This is a genomic window from Sphingomonas quercus, from assembly GCF_018863195.1.
GTDB lineage: Bacteria > Pseudomonadota > Alphaproteobacteria > Sphingomonadales > Sphingomonadaceae > Solisphingomonas > Solisphingomonas quercus.
Genome location: NZ_JAHKRT010000001.1, coordinates 549,619 through 574,663, shown reverse-complemented (window position 1 = coordinate 574,663; position 25,045 = coordinate 549,619). Strand labels below are relative to the sequence as shown.

At 66.7% G+C, this 25,045-nt stretch carries 18 protein-coding genes; 14 read left to right on the top strand and 4 right to left on the bottom strand.

Translation table 11 applies throughout. The annotated features are described in order from the left end of the window. The first annotated feature begins 86 nt into the window (after window positions 1–86). The 3 genes from KOF26_RS02840 (at window position 87) to KOF26_RS02830 (ending at window position 3,338) form a co-directional block, all read left to right on the top strand. The gene (locus tag KOF26_RS02840; protein WP_216319595.1) at window positions 87–1,721 is read left to right on the top strand and encodes a GMC family oxidoreductase; all 1,635 of its coding nucleotides are present in this window, start codon (window positions 87–89) and stop codon (window positions 1,719–1,721) included. Between the two features lie 39 nt (window positions 1,722–1,760). Further along, window positions 1,761–2,759, top strand: a complete 999-nt coding sequence (locus tag KOF26_RS02835; RefSeq protein WP_216319592.1) for a dihydrodipicolinate synthase family protein — start codon at window positions 1,761–1,763, stop codon at window positions 2,757–2,759. Window positions 2,760–2,909: 150 nt separating this feature from the next. Further along, window positions 2,910–3,338, top strand: a complete 429-nt coding sequence (locus KOF26_RS02830) for a type II toxin-antitoxin system HicB family antitoxin (protein ID WP_216319590.1) — start codon at window positions 2,910–2,912, stop codon at window positions 3,336–3,338. Here the strand turns inward: KOF26_RS02830 and KOF26_RS02825 are convergent, their stop codons facing one another. Next, entirely contained in the window at window positions 3,339–3,740 is a 402-nt protein-coding gene (locus KOF26_RS02825) for a hypothetical protein (protein ID WP_216319587.1), read from the bottom strand. Between the two features lie 293 nt (window positions 3,741–4,033). Between KOF26_RS02825 and KOF26_RS02820 the strand changes: the two genes are divergently transcribed. From KOF26_RS02820 to KOF26_RS02785, 8 genes are all read left to right on the top strand, one after another. Next, window positions 4,034–6,715, top strand: coding sequence for a TonB-dependent receptor plug domain-containing protein (locus KOF26_RS02820; protein ID WP_216319584.1), 2,682 nt, complete (start codon window positions 4,034–4,036; stop codon window positions 6,713–6,715). Window positions 6,716–6,753: 38 nt separating this feature from the next. Then, on the top strand, window positions 6,754–8,811 hold the full coding sequence (locus KOF26_RS02815; protein ID WP_216319582.1) for an outer membrane protein assembly factor BamB family protein: 2,058 nt from the start codon (window positions 6,754–6,756) through the stop codon (window positions 8,809–8,811). A gap of 20 nt (window positions 8,812–8,831) precedes the next feature. Further along, window positions 8,832–9,848: a peptidyl-alpha-hydroxyglycine alpha-amidating lyase family protein gene (locus KOF26_RS02810; RefSeq protein WP_216319579.1), complete on the top strand. Its 1,017-nt coding sequence runs from the start codon at window positions 8,832–8,834 to the stop codon at window positions 9,846–9,848. Window positions 9,849–9,865: 17 nt separating this feature from the next. Next, entirely contained in the window at window positions 9,866–11,467 is a 1,602-nt protein-coding gene (locus KOF26_RS02805; RefSeq protein WP_216319576.1) for a flavin monoamine oxidase family protein, read from the top strand. 6 nt (window positions 11,468–11,473) lie between these two features. Continuing rightward, window positions 11,474–11,896, top strand: coding sequence for a c-type cytochrome (locus KOF26_RS02800; RefSeq protein WP_216319573.1), 423 nt, complete (start codon window positions 11,474–11,476; stop codon window positions 11,894–11,896). An 82-nt stretch (window positions 11,897–11,978) separates the two neighbouring features. Then, complete coding sequence (locus KOF26_RS02795) at window positions 11,979–13,103, top strand: alkaline phosphatase (protein WP_216319570.1); 1,125 nt, start codon at window positions 11,979–11,981, stop codon at window positions 13,101–13,103. 109 nt (window positions 13,104–13,212) lie between these two features. Next, window positions 13,213–15,291, top strand: coding sequence for a hypothetical protein (locus KOF26_RS02790; RefSeq protein ID WP_216319567.1), 2,079 nt, complete (start codon window positions 13,213–13,215; stop codon window positions 15,289–15,291). Then, entirely contained in the window at window positions 15,288–15,695 is a 408-nt protein-coding gene (locus KOF26_RS02785; protein ID WP_216319564.1) for a ribosomal maturation YjgA family protein, read from the top strand. Before KOF26_RS02790 ends, KOF26_RS02785 begins: the two co-directional genes overlap by 4 nt. Here the strand turns inward: KOF26_RS02785 and KOF26_RS02780 are convergent. Further along, complete coding sequence (locus KOF26_RS02780; RefSeq protein ID WP_216319561.1) at window positions 15,617–16,198, bottom strand: hypothetical protein; 582 nt, start codon at window positions 16,196–16,198, stop codon at window positions 15,617–15,619. The two genes, KOF26_RS02785 and KOF26_RS02780, sit on opposite strands and share 79 nt — an antisense overlap. A gap of 8 nt (window positions 16,199–16,206) precedes the next feature. After that, on the bottom strand, window positions 16,207–18,540 hold the full coding sequence (locus KOF26_RS02775; protein WP_216319558.1) for an O-linked N-acetylglucosamine transferase, SPINDLY family protein: 2,334 nt from the start codon (window positions 18,538–18,540) through the stop codon (window positions 16,207–16,209). 171 nt (window positions 18,541–18,711) lie between these two features. Between KOF26_RS02775 and KOF26_RS02770 the strand changes: the two genes are divergently transcribed. From KOF26_RS02770 to KOF26_RS02760, 3 genes are all read left to right on the top strand, one after another. Continuing rightward, window positions 18,712–19,953 carry an NHL repeat-containing protein gene (locus tag KOF26_RS02770; protein WP_216319556.1) on the top strand — a complete coding sequence of 414 codons (1,242 nt, stop codon included), beginning with the start codon at window positions 18,712–18,714 and terminating at the stop codon, window positions 19,951–19,953. A 29-nt stretch (window positions 19,954–19,982) separates the two neighbouring features. Then, window positions 19,983–21,308: a HupE/UreJ family protein gene (locus KOF26_RS02765; protein ID WP_216319554.1), complete on the top strand. Its 1,326-nt coding sequence runs from the start codon at window positions 19,983–19,985 to the stop codon at window positions 21,306–21,308. Between the two features lie 129 nt (window positions 21,309–21,437). Continuing rightward, the gene (locus KOF26_RS02760; RefSeq protein ID WP_216319551.1) at window positions 21,438–22,844 is read left to right on the top strand and encodes a M20/M25/M40 family metallo-hydrolase; all 1,407 of its coding nucleotides are present in this window, start codon (window positions 21,438–21,440) and stop codon (window positions 22,842–22,844) included. A gap of 67 nt (window positions 22,845–22,911) precedes the next feature. Here KOF26_RS02760 and KOF26_RS02755 read toward each other — a convergent pair whose 3' ends face one another. Beyond that, window positions 22,912–24,939: an alpha/beta hydrolase family protein gene (locus KOF26_RS02755; protein ID WP_253200967.1), complete on the bottom strand. Its 2,028-nt coding sequence runs from the start codon at window positions 24,937–24,939 to the stop codon at window positions 22,912–22,914. Between the last annotated feature and the right edge of the window lie 106 nt (window positions 24,940–25,045).

Below are 25,045 nucleotides of genomic sequence, written 5' to 3'. Positions count from 1 at the left end.
GAGCGGGAGTGGACGACGATATCGCCCGGGCAGTGGCCGGGATGACGGCCGGGGCGGCGCGCATCGTCCGGTATCGCTGAGCGGACATGGCCGGGGCGGAACGGCTGGACGGCCGTTATGACTATATCGTCGTCGGCGCGGGCTCGGCCGGCTGCGTCGTCGCCAACCGGCTGTCGGCGGACCCGTCGAAGCGGGTGCTGATCATCGAGGCCGGGGGGCGGGACGACTGGATCTGGCTGCACGTGCCGGTCGGCTATCTGTTCGCGATCGGCAATCCGCGCAGCGACTGGATGTTCCGGACCGAGGCGGAGGAGGGGTTGAACGGCCGCTCGCTCGCCTATCCGCGCGGCAAGGTGATCGGGGGATCATCGGCGATCAACGCGATGATCTCGATGCGCGGGCAGCGCGAGGATTACGACCATTGGCGCCAGCTCGGCCTGCCGGGCTGGTCGGCAGAAGACGTGTTCCCGCTGTTCCGCCGGCTCGACGATCATTTCCTTGGCGACACCGAGCATCATGGCAGCGGGGGCGAGTGGCGGGTGGAGGCGCCGCGGCTGCGCTGGGATGTGCTGGATACGGTGCGCGCGGCGGCAATCGAGATGGGCATTCCGGCGTCGCAGGATTTCAACACCGGCAATAATGAGGGCGTCGGCTATTTCCATGTCAACCAGAAGCGCGGCCTGCGCTGGTCTTCGGCGCGGGGATTCCTGAAGCCGGTGCTGAAGCGGCCCAATCTCCGGCTCGTCACCGAGGCCCAGGTCGATCGGCTGGTGTTCGACGGACTGCTGGCGAAGGGCGTCCGCTTTCGCCGCGGCGGACGGTGGTTCGAGGCGACGGCCGAGGGCGAGGTGATCCTGTCGAGCGGGGCGATCGGCTCCATCGAGATATTGCAGCGCTCCGGCGTCGGGCCGGCCGATCTGCTGAGGTCGCTCGGCGTCCCGGTGGCGGCGGCGCATGCGGGGGTCGGCGAGAATCTGCAGGATCACCTCCAGCAGCGGATGATCTACACCGTGCGCGGGGTGAAGACGCTCAACGAGACCTATCATTCGTTGCCCCGCCGGGCGCTGATGGGGCTGGGCTACGCCCTGTTCCGGCGCGGACCGCTGACCATGGCGCCGTCCCAGCTCGGCATCTTCACCCGCTCGGATGCAGCGCAGGAGCGGCCGAACCTGCAATTCCACGTCCAGCCGCTGTCGCTCGACAGTTTCGGCGAGCCACTCCATCGCTTTCCGGCGATCACCGTCAGCGCCTGCAACCTCCGGCCGACCTCGCGCGGACATGTCCGCATCCGCTCGGCGGACCTGCACGACAAGCCGTCCATCAAGCCCAATTATCTCGCCACCGAGGAGGACCGGCGTATCGCTGCCGATGCGATCCGGGTGACGCGGCGGCTGATGCAGCAGCCGGCGCTGGCGCGCTATTCGCCTGCGGAACATGTGCCGGGCGCCGGCATAGGGGACGACACGGATGAACTGGTGCGCGCGGCCGGCGATATCGGCACGACGATCTTCCATCCTGTCGGCACCGCAAGGATGGGCCGGGCCGGCGATGCGGGCGCGGTGGTCGACGAGCGGCTGCGCGTGCGCGGCGTCGACAGGTTGCGCGTGATCGACGCATCGGTGATGCCGACGATCACCTCGGGTAACACCAACACGCCGACGATCATGATCGCGGAACGAGGAAGTGGCTTCGTCATAGAAGATGCCAGGAATGGCACATGAACCAAGGGCCGGGCGCTTCGCCCGATTGGAGAGGTGAATATGGATCTGGATCGCAGGACGACGCTCGCGGCGCTGGGCGGATTGGGGGCGGCGGCGATGCTGGGCGGGGCGACGCCCGCCCTCGCGCAAGGCCGCCGGCTGGGTAGCCCGACCAAGGCCTTTTACTGGGTGGCGACGATCACGCCGTGCAACCGCAACCTGCAATTCGATCCCGGGGCGATGGCCGCGATCATGCAGTGGCACAAGGAGTGTGGCGCCGACGGCGTGACCGTGCTCGGGACATCGGGCGAATTTCCGTCCTTCTCCGTGGCAGAACGCAAGGCGATCCTCGAGACGGCGATGAAGCATCGCAACGGCATGAACATCATCGTCAACCCCGGCACGTCCAACATCGCCGAGACGATCGACCTTGCCAGGCATGCCGAGGGATTGGGCGTCGACGGGTTCCTCGTCATCCCGCCCTTCTATTTCAACGCGCCGCCGGTTGCGGGACTGACCAACTATTATTCGATGCTGTTCGATGCCGTCAGCACGCCGATCAACCTCTATCACATCCCCGGCACCAGCGAGGTGCCGATCAGCATCGAGCTGTTGAAGGCGTTGCATCATTATCCGCATCTTGCCGGCATCAAGGATTCGAGCGGCAATGCGCCGGGCTATGCCGAGTTCATCCGCAATTTCCCGGACCTCAACATGCGCACCGGCGGCGCCGACCTGCTGGAGACGGCGCTGGACAATGGCATGGGCGCGATCCTCGCTGAGGGCAATTCGTTCAGCAAGCTCTGCGCCAACGTGTTCCACACCTATCGCGCCAAGGGCGACTGGAAGCCCGCCGCGCAGAAGCTGAACGCGGTGATCGGTTCGGTGATGAAGACCGAGGGCGGGGACGCGATCTATTCCTATCCGCACATGAAATACCTGCTCAGCCTCGATATGGGCGGCGGCGACTGGTATCCGCGCCTCCCTTATCCGCCGCTCAGCGATGCCAAGAAGGCGTCGCTGAAGACGGCCTATCAGCGTGCCAAGGCGATGATCTGAAGGGGGCGGGGAGGGTGATCGCCCGCCGGGGCAACCGGATGTCGGCCCCTGCCCCAGCATGGCGGGGCGAAACAATTCGGCACGGGGCTGATGCGCAAGATCAAGAAAGACCTCGGGATCGACTGACCCGAGCACGGAAGGAACGCGATGATGTTCGAATATCCGGTGGAAATCGCGCGCGATGACGACGGCTCCTATCTGGTCACCTTCCCCGACGTGCCGGAGGCGGTGACGTTCGGGGAGACCGAGGCCGACGCGCTGGCGCGGGCGGTCGACGCGCTGGAGACGGCGCTGATGGGCTATATGGCTGACTGGCGCCCCCTGCCGCCCGCCAGTGCGGCGAATGGTCGACCAACGGTCATGCCGGACCTGCTTAGCACCCTGAAACTGGCCGTTTATGCGGCGATGAGGGAGCGCGATTGGCGCAAGGCCGATCTCGCCCGCGCGATGGCGCTCAATCCGCGCCAGATCGATCGACTGCTCGACCTGCGGCATGCCTCGACCGTCGCCCAGCTCGACCAGGCGCTGCGCCTGTGCGGCCGCCGGGTGGTGATGGAGACGGCCGCCGTCGCCGCATGATCAATCCGCCGCCTTCGTTGTCGTGCAGGCCGCCGCCAGCGCGCGCAGCTCGTCGGCATGGGCATCGATGCGCAGATAGGCGGCGCCAACGATGTCGAGATCATGGGTGGGGAGGCCGGTCACGCGGTCCAGCCCGGAGGCCGGCTTGTCGGGCAGCGGGCCGGCGATGCACGGCACCGCGATCGGCCGGTCGACATGAACGGTGCGGATCTCGACCGCCGGCGGCGTCGTGGCGCAGCCGGCGAGCAGCAGCGCCACCAGCAGGATCAGGGGGACATTGAGCGCGCCAAGGCGATGATCTGAAGCGGGCCAGGAGGGCGCCCGGCGCCCTCCCGATCCGCCGCATGCAATGAGTGCATAGTTGCACAACGAAAGCGCATTATTGCCGATTGCTTCTGCCACGCGAATCGAAACACAATCCCGCCAAGATAATAGCCGCAACAGTGGCATATAAAGGGAGGGGGACGCCGGCAGCTGGTGTAATGCTGCAATAAATCTCTTAGATTTATTTATAATGAAACGTTCGTTTCACTTGGGCTTTTGCGGAGCCGGGTGGAAGGGGCGGTCGCTCGTCTCTGGCCGGATGGGGATCCGGATGCGGCGGGAAAGTCACAGGCGATACACAGGAAATAATTCCAGGCGACCCGCGACAGCGCGCGACCTGGCACGCCTCGTCTTTTGGTGGGAGGATAATCATGTCATCTTTCGCGCATTCTTCGCGCCTGGCGATCGCTGTCGCCATGCTGACCGCCGCTGGCGCCGCTGGCGCCCAGCAGGTCGCCAACGCCGAGCCGCAGGCGGACATCATCGTCACCGGCACCCGCACCACCGGCATGAGGGCGGCAGACAGCCCGGCGCCGATCCAGCTGCTGGGCAGCGACATGCTGCAACGCACAGGCCAGCCGGACCTGGTATCGAGCCTGTCGCAAAACCTGCCGTCCGTGCAGGCCCAGGCCTTCGGCACCGACCTGCAGCAGGTCAATTTGCAGATGAAGCTGCGTGGCCTGAGCCCGAACCACACGCTGATCCTGGTCAACGGCAAGCGACGTCACGGCACGGCCAATGTCTCGGTGGCCGGCGGCCCGTTCGGCGGCAGCGCCGCGCCTGACGTCAGCTTCATCCTTTCGGAATCGGTCGACCATGTCGAAGTGCTGCAGGACGGTGCCGCCGCGCAATATGGCACGGACGCCATCGCCGGCGTGATCAACTTCATCCAGAAAAAAGCCGATCATGGCGGCACGATCAATCTGACGGGCGGCCGCTATTACGACCAGGGCGGCAAGAGCTATACGGTCAACGGCAATATCGGGCTGGCGCCATTCGAGGGCGCCTATCTGAACATCACCGCCGGCAAGACGCACAAGGGGTTCAGCTTCCGCGGCAATGCCGATGCCTCGGTATTTGGCAACAACCCGACGGCGATCCGTAACCTCGCCAACTTCCCGTTGCTGCCGAAAAACCCCTATTATCCCTATACCAACCGCTATACCGGCGATCCTGAACTTGATCAGACGTCGGTCATGTACAATGCCGGCTATGAGTTCGGCGATTTCGAGCTCTACAGTTTCGGCAGCTATGGCCACAAGAAGGCCACCGCCAACGAGATTTATCGCAACCCGAGCGCGGTGACCTGCGAAGTCGGGGCGGTGGGCTGCACGGTCGGCGCCAATGACGCGACCAACGCCGATGGCACGTTGAAGCTGCTCTATCCGTCCGGGTTTGAGCCGCAGCAGCGCTTTTCCGAGACGGACTATTCGTTCACGGGCGGGTTCAAGGGCAATGTCGGCGAGACCACGTTCGACCTTGCCTCGACCTATGGGCGCGATCGCTATGACGTCTATGTCCAGCATTCGGCCAACGCCTCGCTGTACAGCGACACCGGGTTCAGCCCGAACACCTTCTATATCGGCAATCTGACGGCGAGCCAGTGGAGCAACACGCTCGACCTGACGCACCAGTTCGACGTCGGTTTCGCCGAGCCGATTACGGTCGCCGCCGGCCTCGAATATCGCCACGAGACCTATCGCCTCGGAGAGGGCGATCCGGCCTCGCGTTACGGCAGCGGCGCGCAATCCTTCTTCGGCTGGGGTCCGAACGATGCCAGCCGCAATTCGCGCAACAACTTCTCGCAATATCTCGACGTTACCATCAAGCCGACCGACAAGTGGCTGATCGACGGTGCTGTCCGCCATGAACATTATAGCGACTTCGGCAACACCACCGTGTTCAAGCTGACCAGCCGCTATGACTTCTCCGATGCCATCGCCATTCGCGGCACGGTGTCGACCGGGTTCCGCGCGCCGACGCTGGCCGAGGAATTCTACAACGGCATCAATGTCAGCTCCGATTATGTCGGCGGCGTGTTCGCGCCGAACAGCGCGGCGGCGGCCGGGCTCGGTTTCGGCAACCTCAAGCCCGAAAAATCGACCAATTACAGCCTCGGCCTGGTGCTGCATCCGGTCGAGCGGCTCACGATCACCATCGACGCCTATCGCATCGACCTGCGCAACCGGATCGTCATGTCGAGCAATTTCAACGGCTTCGACGGGCCTTATTGCCCGCGCAGCCTCTACGACGCCAGCGGCGCCAATCCGACCCAGTCCAGCTGCCTGGCGACGTTCGACGAGAATCTCTACAAGATCCACAATCAGCAGGCGGTCTATGATGCGATGGCCGCCGCGCTCGGCGGGCAGATTCCGCCGGCGACGCTTTACGTCAACGGCGATCCGGCGCTGGGCCGCAGCGCCGAAGGCTCGGTGTTCATGCAGACCTTCGTCAATGGCGTGACGATGCGCACCCAGGGCGTCGACGCGGTAATGAGCTATTCCAGCAACTTCGGCGGCGCGCGCGTCGACTGGTCGCTGTCCGGCAATTACAACGCCAACAAGGTGCGCAAGATCTACCCGCTGCCGGCGCAGCTCTACACCTCGACGACGACGCCGGACCTCACCGTGCTCCAGGATCGCTACTCGGTTGCCGAGATGGAGCACAGCACGCCCCGTTTCCGCGCGACGGCGAGCGCGTTCGTCACGCTCGGCAAGCTCACCGCCAGCCTTCAGGAGAATTTCTACTCCTCGCTCTACACGCTCGGCACGGCGCCTTCGGGCAGCCCGATCGAGGGCGAGGACGTGAAGACCCGGGCGAAGGCGGCGTTCATCACCAATCTTGAACTCGGCTATCAGATCGCCGAGCCGATCAAGATTTCGATCGGCGCGAACAATCTGTTCAACAAATATCCGACCAAGCCCCCCTTCAAGGAAATCCGACAGCCGAGGCTTCTGTCCGGTTCGCCGAGCTATGCGACCAACGTCAACACCTCTTCCGCCTATGGCTATAATGGCGGCTATTATTATGCCCGCATCGGCGTGCGGTTCTGATCGAACGAATGCAATGAAAGCAAGGGGGGAGGATAGCGATGTCTCGCGCATTTCATCGGCTGGTGTCCGGCACGGCAACGCTGCTTCTCGCAGCGCACGTCGCTGCGGCGCAGGCGCCGGCGTCGGGCCAGAATATGGACTGGCCGACCTATAATGCGGATCTCGCGGGCAGCCGCTATCGCCCCCTCGACCAGATCAACGCCGCCAACTTCAACGAGCTGGAGGTCGCGTGGCGGTTCAAGACCGACCGCATCGGCACCCGCCCGGAGTTCAAGCTGGAGGGGACCCCGCTCGCCGTCGACGGCGTGGTCTATATGACGGCCGGCACGCGGCGCGGCGTCGTCGCCCTCGACGGGGTCACCGGGGAGATGCTGTGGATGCACAGCGAGCGCGAGGGGCCGCGCGGCGCCGCCTCGCCGCGCGCCTTGTCCGGGCGCGGGCTGAGCTATTGGACGGATGGCAAGGAGAAGCGCATCCTCTATGTGACGCCCGGCTATCGGCTGGTGGCGCTCGACGCGCGGAACGGCCAGCCGGTGACGGGCTTCGGCAAGGACGGCATCGTCGACCTGAAGGAGGATTTCGACCAGGAGCTGAAGGGCGGGCTGGAAACCGGCGAGGTCGGCCTGCATTCGGCGCCGGCGATTTCAGGCAACACCATCATCATCGGGGCCGCCTTCCGCGAGGGCTATACCGCCAAGACCCATGCCAACACCAAGGGCTATGTGCGCGGCTTCGACGTGCGCACCGGCAAGCGGATGTGGATTTTCCACACCATTCCGCAAAAGGGCGAGTTCGGCTATGATACATGGCTGAAAGGCTCGGCCGAGATCAACGGCAATGCCGGCCTGTGGACACAGGTGTCGATCGACCCGGAGCTCAATCTCGCCTATCTCGCGGTGGAATCGGCGACCAGCGATTTCTACGGCGGGCATCGGCCGGGCAATGGCCTGTTCGGCAATAGCCTTGTCGCGGTCGACCTCAATACCGGCCAGCGCAAATGGCATTACCAGCTGATCCATCACGAAATCTGGGATTTCGACAATTCGTCGGCGCCGCTGCTGATGAACGTGACGGTGGATGGCACGCCGCGCAAGGTGGTGGCGCTGCCCAGCAAGCAGAATTTCCTCTATGTGTTCGACCGCGAGACCGGCAAGCCGATCTGGCCGATCAACGAGACCAAGGTCGAGAAGGGCAATGTGCCGGGCGAATGGTATTCCCCGACCCAGCCGATCCCGTCGAGGCCGCCGGCCTATGCGCGCAACAGCGTGCAGAAGGACGACCTCATCGATTTCACGCCCGAACTGCGCCAGAAGGCGCTGGAGCTGACGAAGAACTACAAGCTCGGCCCGATCTTCACCCCGCCGGTGGTGAGCACGCCGCAGCAACTCGGCGTGGTGATGGTGACGGCGTCGGGCGGCACCAACTGGCCGGGCGGCTCGTTCGATCCCGAGACGGGCATCGCCTATGTCTTCGCCTGCACGTCCTGCACGGAATCGATCGGGCTGGTGCCGGGGCCGAAGGACGTCACCGACCTCGACTATCTGGTCGGCGTCGCCGGGCGTCCCGTGACGATCATCAAGAGCCCGGGCGAGATCGCCGGCGCCGACGTGCCGCCGCCGCCCCCGCCCAAGCCGGGCGACACGGACGGCTTCGTATCGCTCGACGTCGAGGGGATGCCGCTGGTCAAGCCGCCCTATTCGGTGATCTCGGCGATCGACGTCAACAACGGCACGATCAAATGGCGGATTCCGCATGGCGAGACGCCCGACTTCATCCGCAATCATTCTGCGCTGAAGGGCTTGAACATACCTCGCACCGGCCAGTCGACGTACCAGATCGGCACGCTGGTGACGAAGTCGCTGGTCATCGCCGGCGATGGCCAGGTGACGAGCACGTCCGAGCATCCGCGCGGCGCCATGCTGCGCGCCTATGACAAGACCAACGGCAAGGAGGTCGGCGCCGTATTCATGAACGCGCCGCAATCCGGCTCGCCGATGACCTATATGGTCAACGGCCGGCAATTTATCATCGTCGCCATTTCCGGCGGGATCTATTCAGGCGAATATGTCGCCTATACATTGCCGTCGCGGAAATAGCGGCCGAACGGGAGCTCACCATGGCGCGTATCGCAGTCATCGGGCTGGCGCTGGCGGCCTTCGCGGCGCTCGACACGGCGTCGGCGCCGGCCACCGATCCGAACGGCTATGCCAATCCGTACAAGGCCGATGCGGGTTTCTTCAAGCTGCCGCCGGGGCGGACGATGGGGTCGTCCAGCGCGGTGGCGGTGGACAGCAAGGGCCATATCTGGATCGCCGACCGCTGTGGCGCCAATGATTGTTCCCAGAGCGGGCTCGATCCGATCATGGAGTTCGACGCGCGGGGCAATTTCATCAAGGCGTTCGGCGGCGGCCGCTTCGCCTTTCCGCACGGCCTGTTCATCGATGCCCGGGACAATCTGTGGCTGACCGACACCTATGTGCGCCACGGCAAGGGCGGCACCGTCACCAAGATGAGCCCGGCCGGCGAGGTGCTGCTGGTGCTCGGCAAGACCGGGGTCAGCGCCGTCGGCCCCGACACCTTTCTGGAGCCGACCGCGGTGCTGGTGACGCCGGCCGGCACCGTCTTCGTCACCGACGGCCATGATCCCGACACCACCGCGCGGGTGATGAAGTTCGACGCCGCGGGCAAGCTGATCAAGCAATGGGGCGCGCTCGGGCGCGGCCCCGGCCAGCTCAACATGCCGCACGCGCTGGCCCTGGACAGCAAGGGCCGGCTGTTCGTCGGCGATCGCGACAATGATCGCATCCAGATCTACGACCAGGACGGCAAGCTGCTCGACAGCTGGAAGCAGTTCAGCCGGCCGAGCGGCGTCTATATCGACGCGCGCGACATGATCTATGTCGCCGATTCCGAATCCCGCACGCCTCAAGGCTATGGCCATCATCCCGGCTGGAAGCGCGGCATCCGCGTCGGCAGCGCGCGCAGCGGCGCGGTGACGGCGTTCATCCCCGACGACGAGCCTGATCCCGATGCCCGCGACACCAGCGGGCCAGAAGGGGTCTGGGCGGATCGCGAGGGCGTCGTCTACGGTGCCGAGGTGCGGCAAAAGCGGGTGGTGCGTCACGCCCGATAGGGAAGGTCAGGGGTGGAATGGAACAGGATGCGGAGCCTTCGTCGCCGATGAACCGGCGGGAGCTGTTCACGCTGATCGGCAGGGTGGCGGGAACGGCCGCCATGTATCAGGCGATGAGCTCGCTCGCCTTCGCCGCGGAATCGACGTTCGATCCGCGCTTCGGCCTGCAGGGCGCGCCGAGGGGCGCGTCGGTGCTGATCCTCGGCGCGGGGCTGGCCGGGATGGTCGCCGCCTATGAGCTGCGCAAGGCCGGCTACAAGGTACAGATCCTCGAATATAACAATCGCTCCGGCGGGCGGAACTGGTCGCTCTATGGCGGCGACGTCTATACCGAGCTGGGCGGCTTCACCCAGCATGTCGGCTTCGACAAGGGGCTGTACCTCAATCCCGGGCCGTGGCGCATTCCGCATCATCATCGCGGCATCCTCCATTATGCCGCGCTGGTCGGCGCGACGCTGCAGCCGTTCATCCAGATCAACTATGCCGCCTATCTCCATTCCACCCGTGCCTTCGGCGGGAAGCCGCAGCGCTATCGTTCGATCAAGGCCGATTATGAGGGCCATGTCGCCGAACTGCTCGCCAAGACCGTGCAGCAGAGCCGCCTCGATCAATCGGTGACCAAGGAAGATCAGGAGATATTGCTGGAATCGCTGCGCGGCTTCGGCGCGCTCGACGAGAATTTCCGGTACGGCAAAAGCCTCGAAGCGAGCAGCCGGCGCGGCTTCGACCATCCGCCCGGCGGGGGGCTCGACGCCCGGCCGACCCCGAGCGATCCGGTCGGCCTGTCCGACATCCTCAAGTCCCAGCTGTGGCGCGCGCTCGCCCAGTCCAACGAGCATGAGGAGCAGCAGACCCTGTTCCAGCCGGTCGGTGGCATGGGCATGATCGGGCGCAAGTTCGGCGAACTGCTCAAGGAGGTGATCCGCTACGACGCCAAGGTCACCCGCATCGACCAGAACGAAAGCGGCGTCACCGTCAGCTTCGTCGACGCAAAGAAGGGCGGCGCGCCGCAGACCGCGCAGGCGGACTGGTGCGTGTGCACCATTCCGGCCTCGATCCTGAGCCAGATCCCGATCAGCGTCTCGGCACCGATGCAGGCGGCGATCAACGCCATTCCTTACGCCGCATCGTGCAAGGTCGGCCTCCAGATGAAGCGCCGCTTCTGGGAGCAGGACGAGGATATCTATGGCGGCATCACCTATACGGATCAGGCGAACGCGATGATCGCCTATCCGGCGACCGATTATTTCAGCTCCGGCAAGGGGGTGCTGCTCGGCGCCTACACATTCGGGCGGCCCGGCGAGGAGTTCACCGCGCTGGCGCCGGAGGATCGCGTCAAGCTAGCGGTCGAGCTCGGCGCCAACATCCACCCGCAATATCGCACCGAGTTCGATACCGGCGCCAGCGTCGCCTGGCATCGGGTGCCATGGACGCTCGGCTGTTTCGGCGGCTGGACGGAGGAACGCCGCGCGCAGCATTACGACAATCTCTGCCAGATCGACGGGCGGATCGTGATGGCCGGCGAGCATGTCTCGATGATCCCGGCATGGCAGGAGGGGGCGGTGCTGTCCTCGATCAACGCCATCACCCGCCTTCACCAGCGCATCATGCAAGGTTGAGCCATCATGACCATGACGCCCCACAAGATCGGCCTGCTGCTCTGCGCGGGGCTCGGCGTGGTGACCCTGGCCGGCGCCGCGGCGGCTCAATATGAGCGCGGCTACCCCTATCGCAGCGGCGAGGAGACCTACCAGCGGCTTTGCCAGGGATGCCACATGCCGGATGCCAGGGGCGCCACCGGCGCCGGCGCCTATCCGGCGCTGACCGGCAACCGCAAACTCCAGACGCCGCTCTATCCCGTGCTGATCGTGCTGCGCGGGCAGAAGGCGATGCCGCCCTTCTCCGACCTCACCGACCAGCAGGTGGCCGACGTCGCCAATTATATCCGCAGCCATTTCGGCAACAGCTTCGCCGGGCAGATCACCGTCGATCAGGTGAAGGGGCTGCGCGCGCGGGCGGTCGGCAAGAACGACCAGCGGCCGGGCTGATCTTCATCGCGTCGGAGTGCCACAGCTTTGTCGCGCATCGCGATTATGGCCCGCGCGAACCCGAACGGAAAAGGCGCTTCGAATGACATCTGTGTCTCTTCGGCTGCGCATCGCTGTGGCCGCCCTGGTGCTGGCGATCGGCGCAACCGCGCAGGCCGATGCCCGGCAGGCGCGCAACGTCATCATCTTCCTCGGCGATGCCGGCGGCCTGCCGACCCTGAACGCCGGCGGCATCCTTGCGCACAATCGCCCGCAATCGCTGTTCATCCAGTCCATGCCCAATATCGGCCTGTCCGATACCTCCTCGCTCGATCGCTGGGTGACGGATTCGGCGGCGGGGATGACGGCGATCGTCACCGGCAACAAGACCAATAACGGGTGGCTCTCGGTGGTGCCGACGGCTGGCGGCAACGCTCCGGCGCCGGTCAAGACGATCTTCGAATATGCCGGGGAGAGGGGCCTCTCCACCGGCGTCGTCACCAACATGCCGATCTGGGATGCGACGCCGGCGGCCTGTTTCGCCCATGTCCCGGCGCGCTCCGACAAGGACATGATCTTCCGGCAGATGCTGGCCCCGCGCTACGGCAAGGGCGTCGATATCCTCGTCGGCAAGGGGCGCAAGGATGCCGACCAATCCTTCGCCCGGCAGGGCCTTACCGCCGAGCGGGCCTTCACCGGCGCCGGTTATCGCTTCAGCGACGATCCGGGGGCGCTGACCCGTGAGACCAGGCGCGCCGCGATCCTGCGGGACGAGGATTTCGCCGCGCTGCCGACCGTGGAGGCGGCCATTTCGAGCCTCAGCCGCAACCGGAAGGGCTATATGCTCATGGTCGAGTGGGACATGCACACCGATGATCCCGACAAGGGGCTGCGCCACGTCGTCGAGATGGACGACATGATCCGCCGGGTGAGCGCCATCGCCGGCAAGGACACGCTGATCCTGTTCGTCGCCGACCACAGCTTTGGCCTGAGGCTGCACGGTGGCGTGCGCGCCACGCCGCTCGCCGATCAATATGCCGCCGCGGCAAGGCAGCCCGGCGCCACGCGCGAGACGAACGCGGTGATCGGGGTGGAGGACAGCCACACCGGCGAGGAGGTGATCGCCGCCGCATCGGGACCGGGCGCCGAGCAGGTTCGGGGCTTCTTTCCGAACACCCGGCTGTTCCGGATCATGATGGATGCGCTGGGCTGGAAGGCGGATCGCTGAGGCCGAGGATATAATCCGTGCAGGCGCCGTTCATCCTGGGTCATGACTGGCCGTGACAAGGGGGATGGGTTCGGCTCCTTCAAGGGTGATTATGCGGCGTCTCGTTCGAATGATCCTGGTCCTGGCGGGAGTGTCCGGTGCCGCATGCGCCGCGGCGGAGACGGCCCCGTTCGACCTCACCGGCCCGACGCTGCGTGTCGCGGTGACGCGCGACGGCAAGACGTTGCCGATCGCGCAGGTGCCGCAAATGGCGACGGGCGACCGCATCAAGGTGCGTGTCGACCTGCCGGCCGATCAATCCCAGCATTATCTGCTGGTCGCCGGCTTCCTGCGCGGATCGACCAATCCGCCGCCCGACAAATGGTTCTTCAAGTCCGAGCCGTGGACCAAGCGCGGGCGGGACGGGCTGGACCTGACCGTGCCGGAGGGGGCGCAACAGATCATCCTGTTCCTCGCACCGGAAACGGGCGGCGACTTTTCGACGCTGCGCAACGCCGTGCAGGGGCGGCCGGGCGCCTTCGTGCGTGCGGCCCAGGAACTGGCGCAGGCGTCGCTCGATCGCAGCCGGCTGGACGCCTATCTTGCCGCCATCCGCAAGACCGCGCCCGACGATCCGGAGCGGCTCGCCCGGATCACGCCGCTGCTCGCGCGCAGCCTGCAGATCAAGGTGGACGGCGATTGCCTGACGAAGATGCCGTCGTTGCAGGCGGCATGTCTGTTGCAGAACCAGGAATCGCTGGTGCTGAACGACGGGCACAGCAATGCGATCACCGACGCGGTGGCGGGGCCGGGCGCCGACCTCGCCCTCCAGCTCAGCGCGACGCCGCAGGGCGGGCTCGGCCAATATAGCCCCTATATCGCCGCGATCCGGGACGTGATTGGCATATTGAGCACGTTCGGCACCGCCAAATATCAATATATCCCCGCGCTCGCCACGCTCGACGGCGACAAGATGAACCTGGTGCTGAACGCGGCGCCCTCGTTCCACAATCCCAAGTCGGTGCTGGTCACCGGCCTGCCGATCATCGCGCCGACGCACGTGCCGCCGCTGGCGATCCCGGAAGCGACGCCGGGGCTGTGCGCGAGGGCGAGCCGCCCGGTACTGCCGATGGCCGGCGCGCCGCTGATCTACGCGACCCGCTTCGCGCACGGGATGACCCTGCATGCACAGCTGCCCGATGGCAGCGCCGTCGATCTGCCGGCGACGCCCGATGTCGAGCAGGGCGGGCTGGTCATCGACACCGCCTCGATCCCGGCACGGTTCAGCGGCTCGGTGGAGGCGAAGCTGCACGGCGAGTGGGGCTTCGAGCCGTTCGAGGGGCCCTCCGTCACCCTCCAGGCGGGGACCGGCCGGCGCTGGCAGGCGGCACCGGGCGAGCCGGCGGGTGGGGAGCTGGTGCTGACCGGTGGCGATGCGGCGTGTCTCGGCACGGTGACGGCACAGACCGACGGCGCCGCGCCCGCCGCGCTGAAATGGAGCCGGACGGCGGCCGATGCGGTGAAGGTGCCGCTGCCCGCCGAGCGGCCACTGACGCTGACGCTGGCCGGGCTCGACGGCAGCCGGCAGCAGATCGCGCTCGGCGGCAGGACGCCGGCGCGGCTGGGCGCGACGATCATCGCCCGGCACGTGCAGGCGGTGGCGGCCGCGCCCGTGGCGATCAGCCTTGCCAATGACAGCCAGATCCCGACCTCGGCGACGCTGACCTTCTCGCTGCGACTGGAGGGCACGGCCAACTGGACCGGCAAGGAGCGCGTCGAGGTGACCGCCGAGCATGGCGGCGCGCCGGTTACACTGGCCCCCGGCAAGGGGCTGACCATCCTCGGCGATCATGTCGCGGTGGCGCTGCTCCAGCCGGGCAATTGGGCGGGCGGATCGGCCTTTGGCGGCCTGCGCGCGCGGGTCGTCGGCCCGGACACGGTCAGCGACTGGCTGCCGCTCGGCACGCTGGTGCGCCTGCCGTCGCTGAGCCGGTTCGAGTGCGCGACGCCGCCGCAGAGCGGCTGCCGGCTGACCGGCGACGGGCTTTACCTGATCCAGAGCGTGTCGACGACGCCCGGCTTCGAGACCAAGCTCGACGTGCCGCTCGGCTATCCGGGCACGACGCTCGACGTGCCGCAGCCGGCGGACGGGCGGCTTTACATCCGCCTGCTCGACGCGCCGGACGTGGCCAACTGGCTGGCGGCGTGATCGGCGCGAGGGCGCTTCCGGTCTCGGCACTGTTGATCGCGGCGACGATCGCGGCCGGGCTGGCGATCAGGCTGGTGCCGCTCGGCCTGCCCTTCGTCATCGTCAAATATGGCGGCTCGATGCTGTGGGCGCTGATGGTCTATTGGATCGTGTCGACCGTGCGGCCGCGCTGGTCGCCGATGCGGAGCGCGATCGTCGCCGGCGCGGTGGCGTTCGCGGTCGAGCTGTTCAAGCTCCATCACGCGCCGGGGCTGGACGGGTTCCGGCTGACCATGGCCGGCAAGCTGCTGCTCGGCCGGGTGTTCTCGCTGTGGGACCTGGTCGCCTATGCCGTCGCGATGGCGGCCGGCGCTTCGGCCGATCGCGGGTTGAGGGCGACGAGGCCGGCGGCGATCTCCTCGTAGAAATCGCAGACCCGGCGGAGATCGACCGGGGTGACGACCAGCGTGTCGCCGAGCGCCACCGACATCAGCGGCGCGTCGCTGAGGCCGGCGCTGGGCGGCCAGCCGGCGGTCATGCGCGTGCCGCCGTGACGATCCCCGCGCCGCGCGACGCCGCCGCAGTGGAACAGGCAATCGCGCGAGCGGCCGAGCGCGCGCAGCCGGTGATGATCCGGACTGGCGGCGCCGAGTATGGCGTAGAGGGTGCGCAGCTTGTTGGCGGTGTTGCGCTGGCCGGCGAAGCCGATCGGCTCGATCCGACCGGGGCAGGCCTCGGCGGCGACCTCGTCGATGAGCAGGTTGAGGAAGCGATCCAGCTCACGAAGGCAATTGCCGAGCACCTTGGCGCGCAGCCGCCGTGCCGCGACCGGCGTTTCCGTGCCGATCGCCGCCGGATGCCTGCCGAGAAAGGCGGTGCCGCGCAGCAGCGTGGCGAAGGCCCCGCCGGGCCGGACCGATGCGATCATGGCCCCTGCTATGATCCCAAAATCGTCGATTGTCTCGCGGCATCGCCGATGCGGATATCGGCCGGCGGCTGGCCATCGCGGTGGCGCTGGTGGGCGATGGCGAAGCCGGCTTCGAGGTCGCGGGCATAGCGTCGGGAATCGAACAAGGGAGCGGTGGGGCGGGCCTCGCCGAGGCGGGCCCGCAATGCCGCCAGACGCGACGGATCGGTCGCCAGCGCCACGGCGAGCGCCTCATATTCGGCCTCGCTGGTGGTGACCAGCTCAGGCAGGCCGATGGCGGCGAGCAGGCTCGCCCCGACCCGCGCCGCGAACTGGCGGCCGGCGAGGGTCAGCACCGGCAGGCCGCCCCATAGCGCATCGCTCGCCGTGGTGTGGGCGTTGCAGGCGAAGCTGTCGAGGAACAGATCCGCGCAATGCTGCCGGGCGAGGTGCTCGGGCTGGGCGAGGCGTCCGGCGAAGACCAGCCGGGCGGGATCGACCCCGCGCGCAGCCGCCTCGCGGCGCAGATTGGCCTCCGCCCATCCATTGGCCCTGAACAGCCACAACACGCTGCCGTGCACCCTCGCCAGCAGGCGCATCCAGATGTCGAATTCGCGCGGCGTGATCTTGTAGCTGTTGTTGAAGCTGCAGAATACGAAGCCGGTCTCGGGCAGCCCCAGCTCGGCACGTTGCGGGGCGCGAGGCGCGATCGGGCGGCGATCGTCGTTCGGCTGGTAGCTGTGCGGCAGCAGGATCAGCCGCTCGCTGTAATGGCTGCGCTCTCCCTCCGGAATGAGGGCGGGATCGGCGACGAGATAGTCCATGAACTCCGCGCCCATCGACCCCGGATAGCCGAGATAGTTGACCTGCACAGGCGCCAGCCGCCAGGCGAACAGCCGCGACCGGCCCTGATCGGTATAGCCCTTGAGGTCGACGGCGATGTCGAGGCCGTGGCCGCGGGCGAGGTCGACGACTGCCTGATCGGCCATGTCGCGAATGTCGACGAAGCGATCGACATGGCGCTGCATCGCTGCGCGGGCCGGGCCGTCGCTGTCGGGGCCATAGCTGTAGGCGCTGATCTCGAAGCGCTCGCGGTCATGCTCGCGAAGCAGGCCCGCCATGAGGTGGAGCGCGGCGTGCTCGTGGAAATCGGCAGAGAAATAGCCCAGCCGGATGCGACGGTCCGGTGCGGGGGCAGGAGGTGGCCCGTCGCCGGCGGCAAACTGCGCGGCCCACAGCCTCGCGCGCCGCAACTGGTGCGCGGGATCATCCTCGACGGCGATCATGAAGAAGGGCGAGGCGCGATCGCGCAGACCGGGTGCGGCGGATTGGCCGGCGTCGTCCCAGCGGCACATATGAGCGCGGGCATGGAGCCTGCCGACGATCGCCGCCGCGTCGTCCGCGCAGACGGCCAGGGCGCGGCCGAACAGCTCGTCGGCGCGGTCGTACTGGCCGGCACCGAGGAGAAGGTTGGCGAGATTGACGAGCGCGCCGTGATGGACAGGATCCAGGGAGAGAAGGTGCTGGTGGGTGGCGATGGCATTCGCGGTCTGCCCGCGCTCGCCATAGGCATTGGCGAGATTGAACAGCAGGTCCTCGGCGTCCGGCTTCAGCGCCAACGCGCGCCGATAGATCGCGATCGCCTCGGCTGGCCGGCCTTGCGCCCTGAGCGCGGCGCCGAGATTGGCGTGGGCCATGATCAATCCGGGCTTGATCGCGATCGCGGCGCGATATGCGTCGGCCGCCTCGTCCAGCTGGCCGGCCTGCTGAAGCGCGGTGCCGAGGTTGAGCCGGGCCTCGGCGGAGTCGGGGCGGAGCGCGATGGCGCGGCGGCAGGCGGCGATCGCCTCGTCCAGCCGGCCAGCCCGGCGGAGCGTGGCACCCAGATTGAGATGGGCCTCGGCAAGCTCCGGGGCGAGCGCGATGGCGCGGCGATACGCGGCGACGGCTTCATCGAGCTTGCCCTGCTCGCGATAGACATTGCCGAGCAGATAGTGGAACTGGACATGGTCCGGCCGAAGCGCCGTCACCCGGCGGAACAATGCCTCCGCCTCGGGCAGGTGGCGCAACCCGGCATGCGCGGCGCCGACGAGTTCGAGCAGGGCCAGCGCATCGGGATGATCGGCGAGCAGCGCCTCGCCGCGCTCGACCACTTCGGCGAGCGCGCCCTGCCGGTAGCGCTCCGCAAGCTCGGCGGCGGCCACCTCCGCCGCGCCATGCAGCGACGCCAGGGCAGCGCGTGCGCGGGCATTGCCCGGGAATTGGCGCAGGATCGCCCGATAGAGCTGCGCGGCCCCGGCAGTGTCGCCGCGCTTCCCTGCCGCGCGTGCCTTCAGCAATTGCGTTTCGAGGCCGCTGCTCATCAGCGCGTCCAATCGCAAGGGTCAGGCGCTGTCAATGTGGCACGGCCGCGATCTACTTGAATCTTGCAGGCAATCGCGCGTGAGGACTTGCGATCCGGCGCGCATCGTGCGAGCCATAAGCGCGAGGAGCGCAAAAAAAACCATGCTCCTCGTACAGCTGGAGGGGGACCAATGAGCAAATTTTCTTGCTCCCGCAATCTGATGATCGGCGCCGGTTTCGCTGCGCTGCTGGCCACGCTCGGCGTGTCGCAGCTGGCGTTGCAGGGCAAGGCCGAGGCGCAGCGGGACGTGTCGGCGCCGAAATTCGAAGTCGATCCGTTCTGGCCGAAGCCGCTGCCCAATCACTGGGTGATGGGCATGACGATCGGCCTGTGGGTCGACAGTAACGACAATGTCTGGATCGTGCATCGCGCCAACACCGTCGATCGCACGCTCAATCAGGCCGATCGCGGCCTCGGCGAATGCTGCAAGGCGGCGCCGCCGGTGCTGGCGTTCGACAAGGCCGGCAACCTGATCCACGCCTGGGGCGGACCCGGACAGGGCTATGAGTGGCCCGAATCCAATCACGGCATCTTCGTCGATCACAAGGGCAATGTGTGGATCGGCGGCAATGGCGGCCCGGATTCGCACATCCTGAAGTTCACCCAGGATGGCAAGTTCCTCGCCCAATACGGCAAGGCCGGCGCGCGCCGGAAGGCCGGGGCCGCCGCCGACGCCACGGTCGAGGCATCGCAGGCCGGCTTCGTCGGCAATTCCAACGATCCGGACAATTTCGGCCGTGTCGCCAAGATCTTCGTCGATGCGAAGACCAACGAAGCCTATGTCGCCGACGGTTATCTGAACAAGCGCGTCGCCGTGATCGACGGCGATACCGGCAAGATGAAGCGCTACTGGGGCGCTTATGGCAACAAGCCCGACGATGCGCCGCTCGGCGCCTATGATCCCAAGGCGCCGAAGGCACAGCAATTCCGTACCCCGGTGCATTGCGCGGACGTGTCGGTGGATCGGCTCGTCTATGTCTGCGACCGCGTCAACGACCGGCTGCAGGTGTTCACGACCGAGGGCAAGTTCGTGAAGGAGATGTATTACAAGACCGATACCCGTTCCGACGGATCGGTGTGGGACATCGCTTTCTCAAAGGATCCGGAGCAGAAGTACATCTTCATGGCCGACGGCGTGAACGAGAATGTCGTCGTCATCGCCCGCCAGGACCTGAAGCCGCTGACCACCTTCGGCGACGGCGGCAATCATCCCGGCGAGTTCCACGGCGTCCACTCCATCGCCACGGATTCCAAGGGCAACATCTTCACCACGGAGACCTATGAGGGCCGTCGGGTGCAGAAGTTCGTCTTCAAGGGCATGGGTCCCGTCACCAAGTTCGACCAGGGCGTGCCGCGGCCGGACAGCAAGTGATCCGTCAGGGCTGACCGGATATATATTTGATGTCGAGTAACTCCGTGCGCCGCCAGCTACTTTTGTTGCTGGCGGCGCTGATTTTTCTGTGTCGGCCGGCGGCAGCGCATGAGATACCGGTCTCGGCGACATTGCAGATGTTCGTCAAGCCCGAGGGCCAGACGCTCAAGGTGCTGGTGCGCGTGCCGCTCACCACCTATGTCGACGGCGAATATCCGCGCCGGCCGGGCGATTATGTCGATCTCGCCAAGGTCGATCCGTCGCTGCGCGCGGCCGCCACCATCACCGTCGTGCAGCCGCTGAAAATGTATGAGGGCGAGCGCGCCCTTCCCGAGCCGCGCATCGTCTCGACCCGGCTGTCGCTGGATTCGGATCGTTCTTTCGCCGACTACAAGTCCGCGCTCGCCCATGTCACCGGGCCGCCGCTGCCGCAGGAGACCAATATCTTCTGGGAGCAGGCGAAGCTCGACATGCTGCTCGAATATCCGATCCGGTCGGATCGCTCCTCCTTCGCGATGCATGCCGCTTTTGACCGGCTGGCGGAAAATCTTGCGACCGCCGTTCAGTTCATCGCGCCGGGGGGCATCACCCGCATCTATGACCTGCATGGCGATGCCGGCCTCGTCAAACTCAACCCGAGCTGGACGCATGCGGCGTGGCTGTTCGTGAAGATGGGCTTCCATCATATTTTGGAAGGCACCGACCATCTGCTGTTCCTGTTCTGCCTGGTCATCCCGTTCCGCCGGGTGCGGCCGCTGATCCCGATCGTGACCGCCTTCACCGTCGCCCATTCGATCACGCTCATCGCCTCGGCCTATGGCCTGGCGCCGGACGCGCTGTGGTTCCCGCCGCTGATCGAGACGCTGATCGCGCTGTCCATCGTCTACATGGCGCTGGAAAACATCATCGTCGAACAGCCCGCCCGACGCTGGATCATCACCTTCTTCTTCGGGCTGGTGCACGGCTTCGGCTTCTCATTCGTGCTGCGCGAGACGTTGCAATTCGCCGGCGATCACATCCTGTCGTCGCTGCTCGCCTTCAATGTCGGGGTGGAGATCGGCCAGCTCGTCATGCTGCTGCTGTTCGTGCCGCTGTTGAACCTGTTGTTCAGTCGCGTGGTGGCGCGGCGGCTGGGTACGATCATCCTGTCCGCGCTGGTCGCTCATCAGGCATGGCATTGGATGGAGGATCGCTTCGACGCGCTGTCGCAATTCCCGTGGCCGGCGATTACCGCAAGCGGCGTGCTGGATGCGCTGCGCTGGGTGACGGCGCTGGTGGTGCTGGCGGCGTTGGTGTGGCTGGTGTCGTTGCTGATGCGGCGCCGGGAACAGGCACGCGGCCTTTCCGGCCAGTGACCGGTCCGGCCGGCCGGCCGCTCCTTCCCCGCATCCGGCGTTGACATCGTAACGACCAGGCGCATTGCAGCTTCTCCGGTCGCGCCTTGATCTGCCGGCGACGGGGATGGATTTGAGAAGGGGATGCGCATGAAGACCAAAGCTTTGCTGGCTGCCACGGCGGTGCTCGCCCTCGCCGGTGCCGCGCAGGCGCAGGATCTGGCTGCCGGCGCCGCCGCCGCCCGCGACCGCGCGCTGGGCGACCAGACGGCGTGGACCGTGCTGGAGTCGCTGACCACCGAGGTCGGTCCGCGGCCGGTGGGCACGCCGGCGATGGATCGCGCGCGCGACTGGGGTGTCGCCAAGCTGAAGGAACTGGGCTTCCAGAATGTGAAGGTGGAACGCTTCACCACGCCGACCTGGACGCGGCAGGGCATCGACACCGCCGAGGTGATCAGCCCCTATCCCCAGCCGCTGCACATCCTGGCGCTGGGCCGCTCCGCCTCGACGCCACCGGGCGGCCTGACCGGCGAAATCGCGCTGTTCAGGAGCTACCAGCAATTCCTCAACCAGCCGGAGAGCTCGCTGCGGGGCAAGATCGCCGTCGTCACCCAGGTGATGGCGAAGACGCAGGACATTTCCGGCTATGCGAACATCAACGCCCAGCGCTCGCGCGGCGCGGCGGAGGCCGCGAGGCGCGGTGCCATCGGCTATATGATGCGCTCGCTGTCCACCGACGACACCCGTCTGCCGCACACCGGCGGCGGCGCGGACGGCGGCATCCCCTCGGTCGCGCTGTCCAAGCCGGACGCCGATCTGCTGGAGCGGATGGTGGCGCGCGGCAAGCCGGTGACGGTGCGCATCAACGCGCAATCGACGACCAACCAGGCGTCAACCGCCTACAATATCTCGGGTGAGATTCCCGGCACCACCGACGAGGTGATCGTGCTCGGCGGCCATCTCGACAGCTGGGACCCGGGAACCGGCGCGATCGACGACGGCGCCGGCATCGCCATCACCACCGCTGCCGCGAAGCTGGCGACCGCCGGCGGCGGGCGGCCGCGCCGCACCATCCGCGTCGTGATGTGGGGCTCGGAGGAGCAGGGAGGGTCAAGCGCCGCCTATGCCGCCGCGCACAAGGACGAGCTGTCGAAGATCGTCGTGGTCGGCGAGAGCGACGACGGCCCGGAGGCGGTGTACAACGCAGCGCTGCCCAAGGGCGCCGACGCGCACCCGGCGATGAAGGCGTTCCGGCTGGCACTCGCCCCGCTCGGCATCGTCAACGATCTGACGCCGGCGACCAATGGCGGATCCGATGTCTCGGCGATGGTCCGCGCCGGGGCGCCGGTGGTGGAATTCCGCAACAGCGTGCTGCGCTACATGGATCTGCATCACTCCGCCGACGACACGCTCGACAAGGTCGATCCCAAGAACCTCAGCCAGAATGTCGCGGTGTGGGCGGCCTTCCTGCACACGGTCGCCTATAGCGACATCGACTTCCGCAAGCTCGCCGCGGCCGCGCCGGCGGACGCGCCGGACGTGTTCTCGCGCCGCTAGGGACGGGTACAGGCCCCGGCCGGCCTCCCGGCGGGACGCCGGAGCAGTCAGCGCTCCGGCGTCCCGCTCATTTGCGGGCAAATGCGGCTTCGAGGAACTTGGCGGACTGCTCGAGCATGTCCTGCCGGACGCTGCTGTCCTCGAGATAATGGTCGAGCTTGTCGTAGGTGACGAGACGGGCGTCCTTACCCGCTTCGTGGAGCTGATCGGCCATCAGCCGCGACTGGCCATAGCCGACATTGCGGTCGAGCGTGCCGTGGAACAACAACACCGGCGCCTTGATCTTCGCCGCCTGCCGCGCCGGCGAGCCTTCGACGATGTGCGGCCCGCTGCCGATGACATTTTCCTGAAGGCGCGAGATGGTGAAATGGGCCCACTCATCCTTCAGCCGGGCGAGATCGGTGACCGGCGCCACGGCGATCACCGCGCGAAACAGGTCGGGATCGACCGCCGCGCTCTGTAGCGCCGCGTAGCCGCCATAGGACCAGCCGAAGATGCCCAGCCGGGCGGGATCGGCGATGCCCTGCGCGACCAGCCAGCGCCCGCTGGTGGCGACATCGCTGATCGCGGTGCGCCAGCTCTTGAAGCCATTGTCCATGAACCACGCGTCGCCGTAGCCGGCAGAGCCGCGGAAATTGGGCTGGATCACGGCATAGCCGATCTGCGCGAAGAACTGGGCGAGCCAATCGAAGCCCCACTCGTCTCGTGCGCCCGGCCCGCCATGCGGCATGACGATCGCCGGCAGGTTCCTGGCCTCCGCTCCCGCCGGCAAGGTGAGATAAGCGGGCATCATCTTGCCGTCCGCGGTCGGCACCTGGATGGCGCGGACCGGGGCGAGCTTCACCCCCTGCAGCTCGGCGCGGCTCAGCGTCAGCTCGGTGAGCGCGCGGGTGTCGCGGTCCAGCAGATAATAATGGCCCGGATCGGTATCGGCGCCGGCCCAGATGAGCAGCTTCTTCTCATCCTGGCTGGAATCCACGAAGCGGATGAGCGGCAGATCGTGCAGGCCACGCCCGAGGCCGGCGGCGAGGCGCTTCAGATCGGGGTCGAAATAGTCGACCTGGCGGCGGTCTGTCGAATAGGTAACGCCGACGACGCGGCGATTGCGGCCGATGGTGGCGAAGCCGTCGACATCGACGGTGGGGTGAGAGAGCAGCGTCGTCTCCCTGGCCGAACCGTCCAGCGCGACGCTGAGCGCGGCGAGGCGGCCGCCCTGTTTCTTCAGGCCGTAGACGACGTCGAGAACGGGGTCGACGAAATAGGGGTTGAAGCCCTCGTTGGTCCGCTGGTCGTAGGCGGCGAGCGGGCGCCACTCGTCGGAATCCTTGAGGCGATAGCGATAGGCGACCTTGCCGGAGAGCACGGCCCCGTTTCTCATCTCCGGGTCGGTGCCGAGGATCCTCACATGACCGACGCCGTCCGACACATATTCGAGCGCCGTCCTGCGGGCACGCTCGACGCTCGCCGAGTGGAGGTTGGCCGAATCGACATCGTCGACGGCGAGGCCGTCTTCGGTCTGTGCGGTGCGCGCGCCGGTGGTGGATTCCGGGATATATTCGCGGACCATCAGGACGTGGCCGTCCTTCCCGGTGTTCCAGTCCAGCACCGATCCGCCGAACGTGGAATAACCGAGCAGCTCCCCCGTCCGCCGCGGCACGTTGAGCATCTGCATGTTCTTGCCGTTGGCGTCGATGGCGAGCAGGCGGCTGATATAGGTGATGTCGCCCGTTTCCAGCCGCATACTGGCAAAGGCCTGACACATCAGCCGGGTCGTCCCGGCCCATCGGCACCACTGGATGCGATCCGGATCGCCGGTGGTCTGGAGGATGGGCGAAGGCTTCGAACTGGCATCGGTGAGATCGAGGATACGGACCATCGCGCCCCGCGGGCCGACGGGCTCCAGCATCGCCAGCTTCTTCCCGTCGGGAGACAGGCTGGCCTGAAGCACGCTTTCGCGTGCGCCGAAACGCAGCGCCGCCTCATGCACGCCGAGATGGGCGGGAGCCGGCGTCTGCGCGGCGGCGGCGCCGCTCAGCACGACAGCCGCCGACAGGCCGGCAGAGGCCAGCGCGATAGCCCGGATCGAAATCATCATGCCCCATGCGGCCCCCGCCGCACCCCCTTGCGAATTTAGCACCCGACCATCGTCAGATGATCGGGCGCATTATCCGCGGGAAACTATAAACGACAGGGTATGTGCA

Excerpts from the sequence above, each read along its gene's own strand:
- KOF26_RS02840 (WP_216319595.1), top strand. The coding sequence starts at position 87 with ATGGCCGGGGCGGAACGGCTGGACGGCCGTTATGACTATATCGTCGTC.
- KOF26_RS02835 (WP_216319592.1), top strand. The coding sequence starts at position 1,761 with ATGGATCTGGATCGCAGGACGACGCTCGCGGCGCTGGGCGGATTGGGG.
- KOF26_RS02830 (WP_216319590.1), top strand. The coding sequence starts at position 2,910 with ATGTTCGAATATCCGGTGGAAATCGCGCGCGATGACGACGGCTCCTAT.
- KOF26_RS02820 (WP_216319584.1), top strand. The coding sequence starts at position 4,034 with ATGTCATCTTTCGCGCATTCTTCGCGCCTGGCGATCGCTGTCGCCATG.
- KOF26_RS02815 (WP_216319582.1), top strand. The coding sequence starts at position 6,754 with ATGTCTCGCGCATTTCATCGGCTGGTGTCCGGCACGGCAACGCTGCTT.
- KOF26_RS02810 (WP_216319579.1), top strand. The coding sequence starts at position 8,832 with ATGGCGCGTATCGCAGTCATCGGGCTGGCGCTGGCGGCCTTCGCGGCG.
- KOF26_RS02805 (WP_216319576.1), top strand. The coding sequence starts at position 9,866 with ATGGAACAGGATGCGGAGCCTTCGTCGCCGATGAACCGGCGGGAGCTG.
- KOF26_RS02800 (WP_216319573.1), top strand. The coding sequence starts at position 11,474 with ATGACCATGACGCCCCACAAGATCGGCCTGCTGCTCTGCGCGGGGCTC.
- KOF26_RS02795 (WP_216319570.1), top strand. The coding sequence starts at position 11,979 with ATGACATCTGTGTCTCTTCGGCTGCGCATCGCTGTGGCCGCCCTGGTG.
- KOF26_RS02790 (WP_216319567.1), top strand. The coding sequence starts at position 13,213 with ATGATCCTGGTCCTGGCGGGAGTGTCCGGTGCCGCATGCGCCGCGGCG.
- KOF26_RS02780 (WP_216319561.1), bottom strand. The coding sequence starts at position 16,198 with ATGATCGCATCGGTCCGGCCCGGCGGGGCCTTCGCCACGCTGCTGCGC.
- KOF26_RS02775 (WP_216319558.1), bottom strand. The coding sequence starts at position 18,540 with ATGAGCAGCGGCCTCGAAACGCAATTGCTGAAGGCACGCGCGGCAGGG.
- KOF26_RS02770 (WP_216319556.1), top strand. The coding sequence starts at position 18,712 with ATGAGCAAATTTTCTTGCTCCCGCAATCTGATGATCGGCGCCGGTTTC.
- KOF26_RS02765 (WP_216319554.1), top strand. The coding sequence starts at position 19,983 with ATGTCGAGTAACTCCGTGCGCCGCCAGCTACTTTTGTTGCTGGCGGCG.
- KOF26_RS02760 (WP_216319551.1), top strand. The coding sequence starts at position 21,438 with ATGAAGACCAAAGCTTTGCTGGCTGCCACGGCGGTGCTCGCCCTCGCC.
- KOF26_RS02755 (WP_253200967.1), bottom strand. The coding sequence starts at position 24,939 with ATGATGATTTCGATCCGGGCTATCGCGCTGGCCTCTGCCGGCCTGTCG.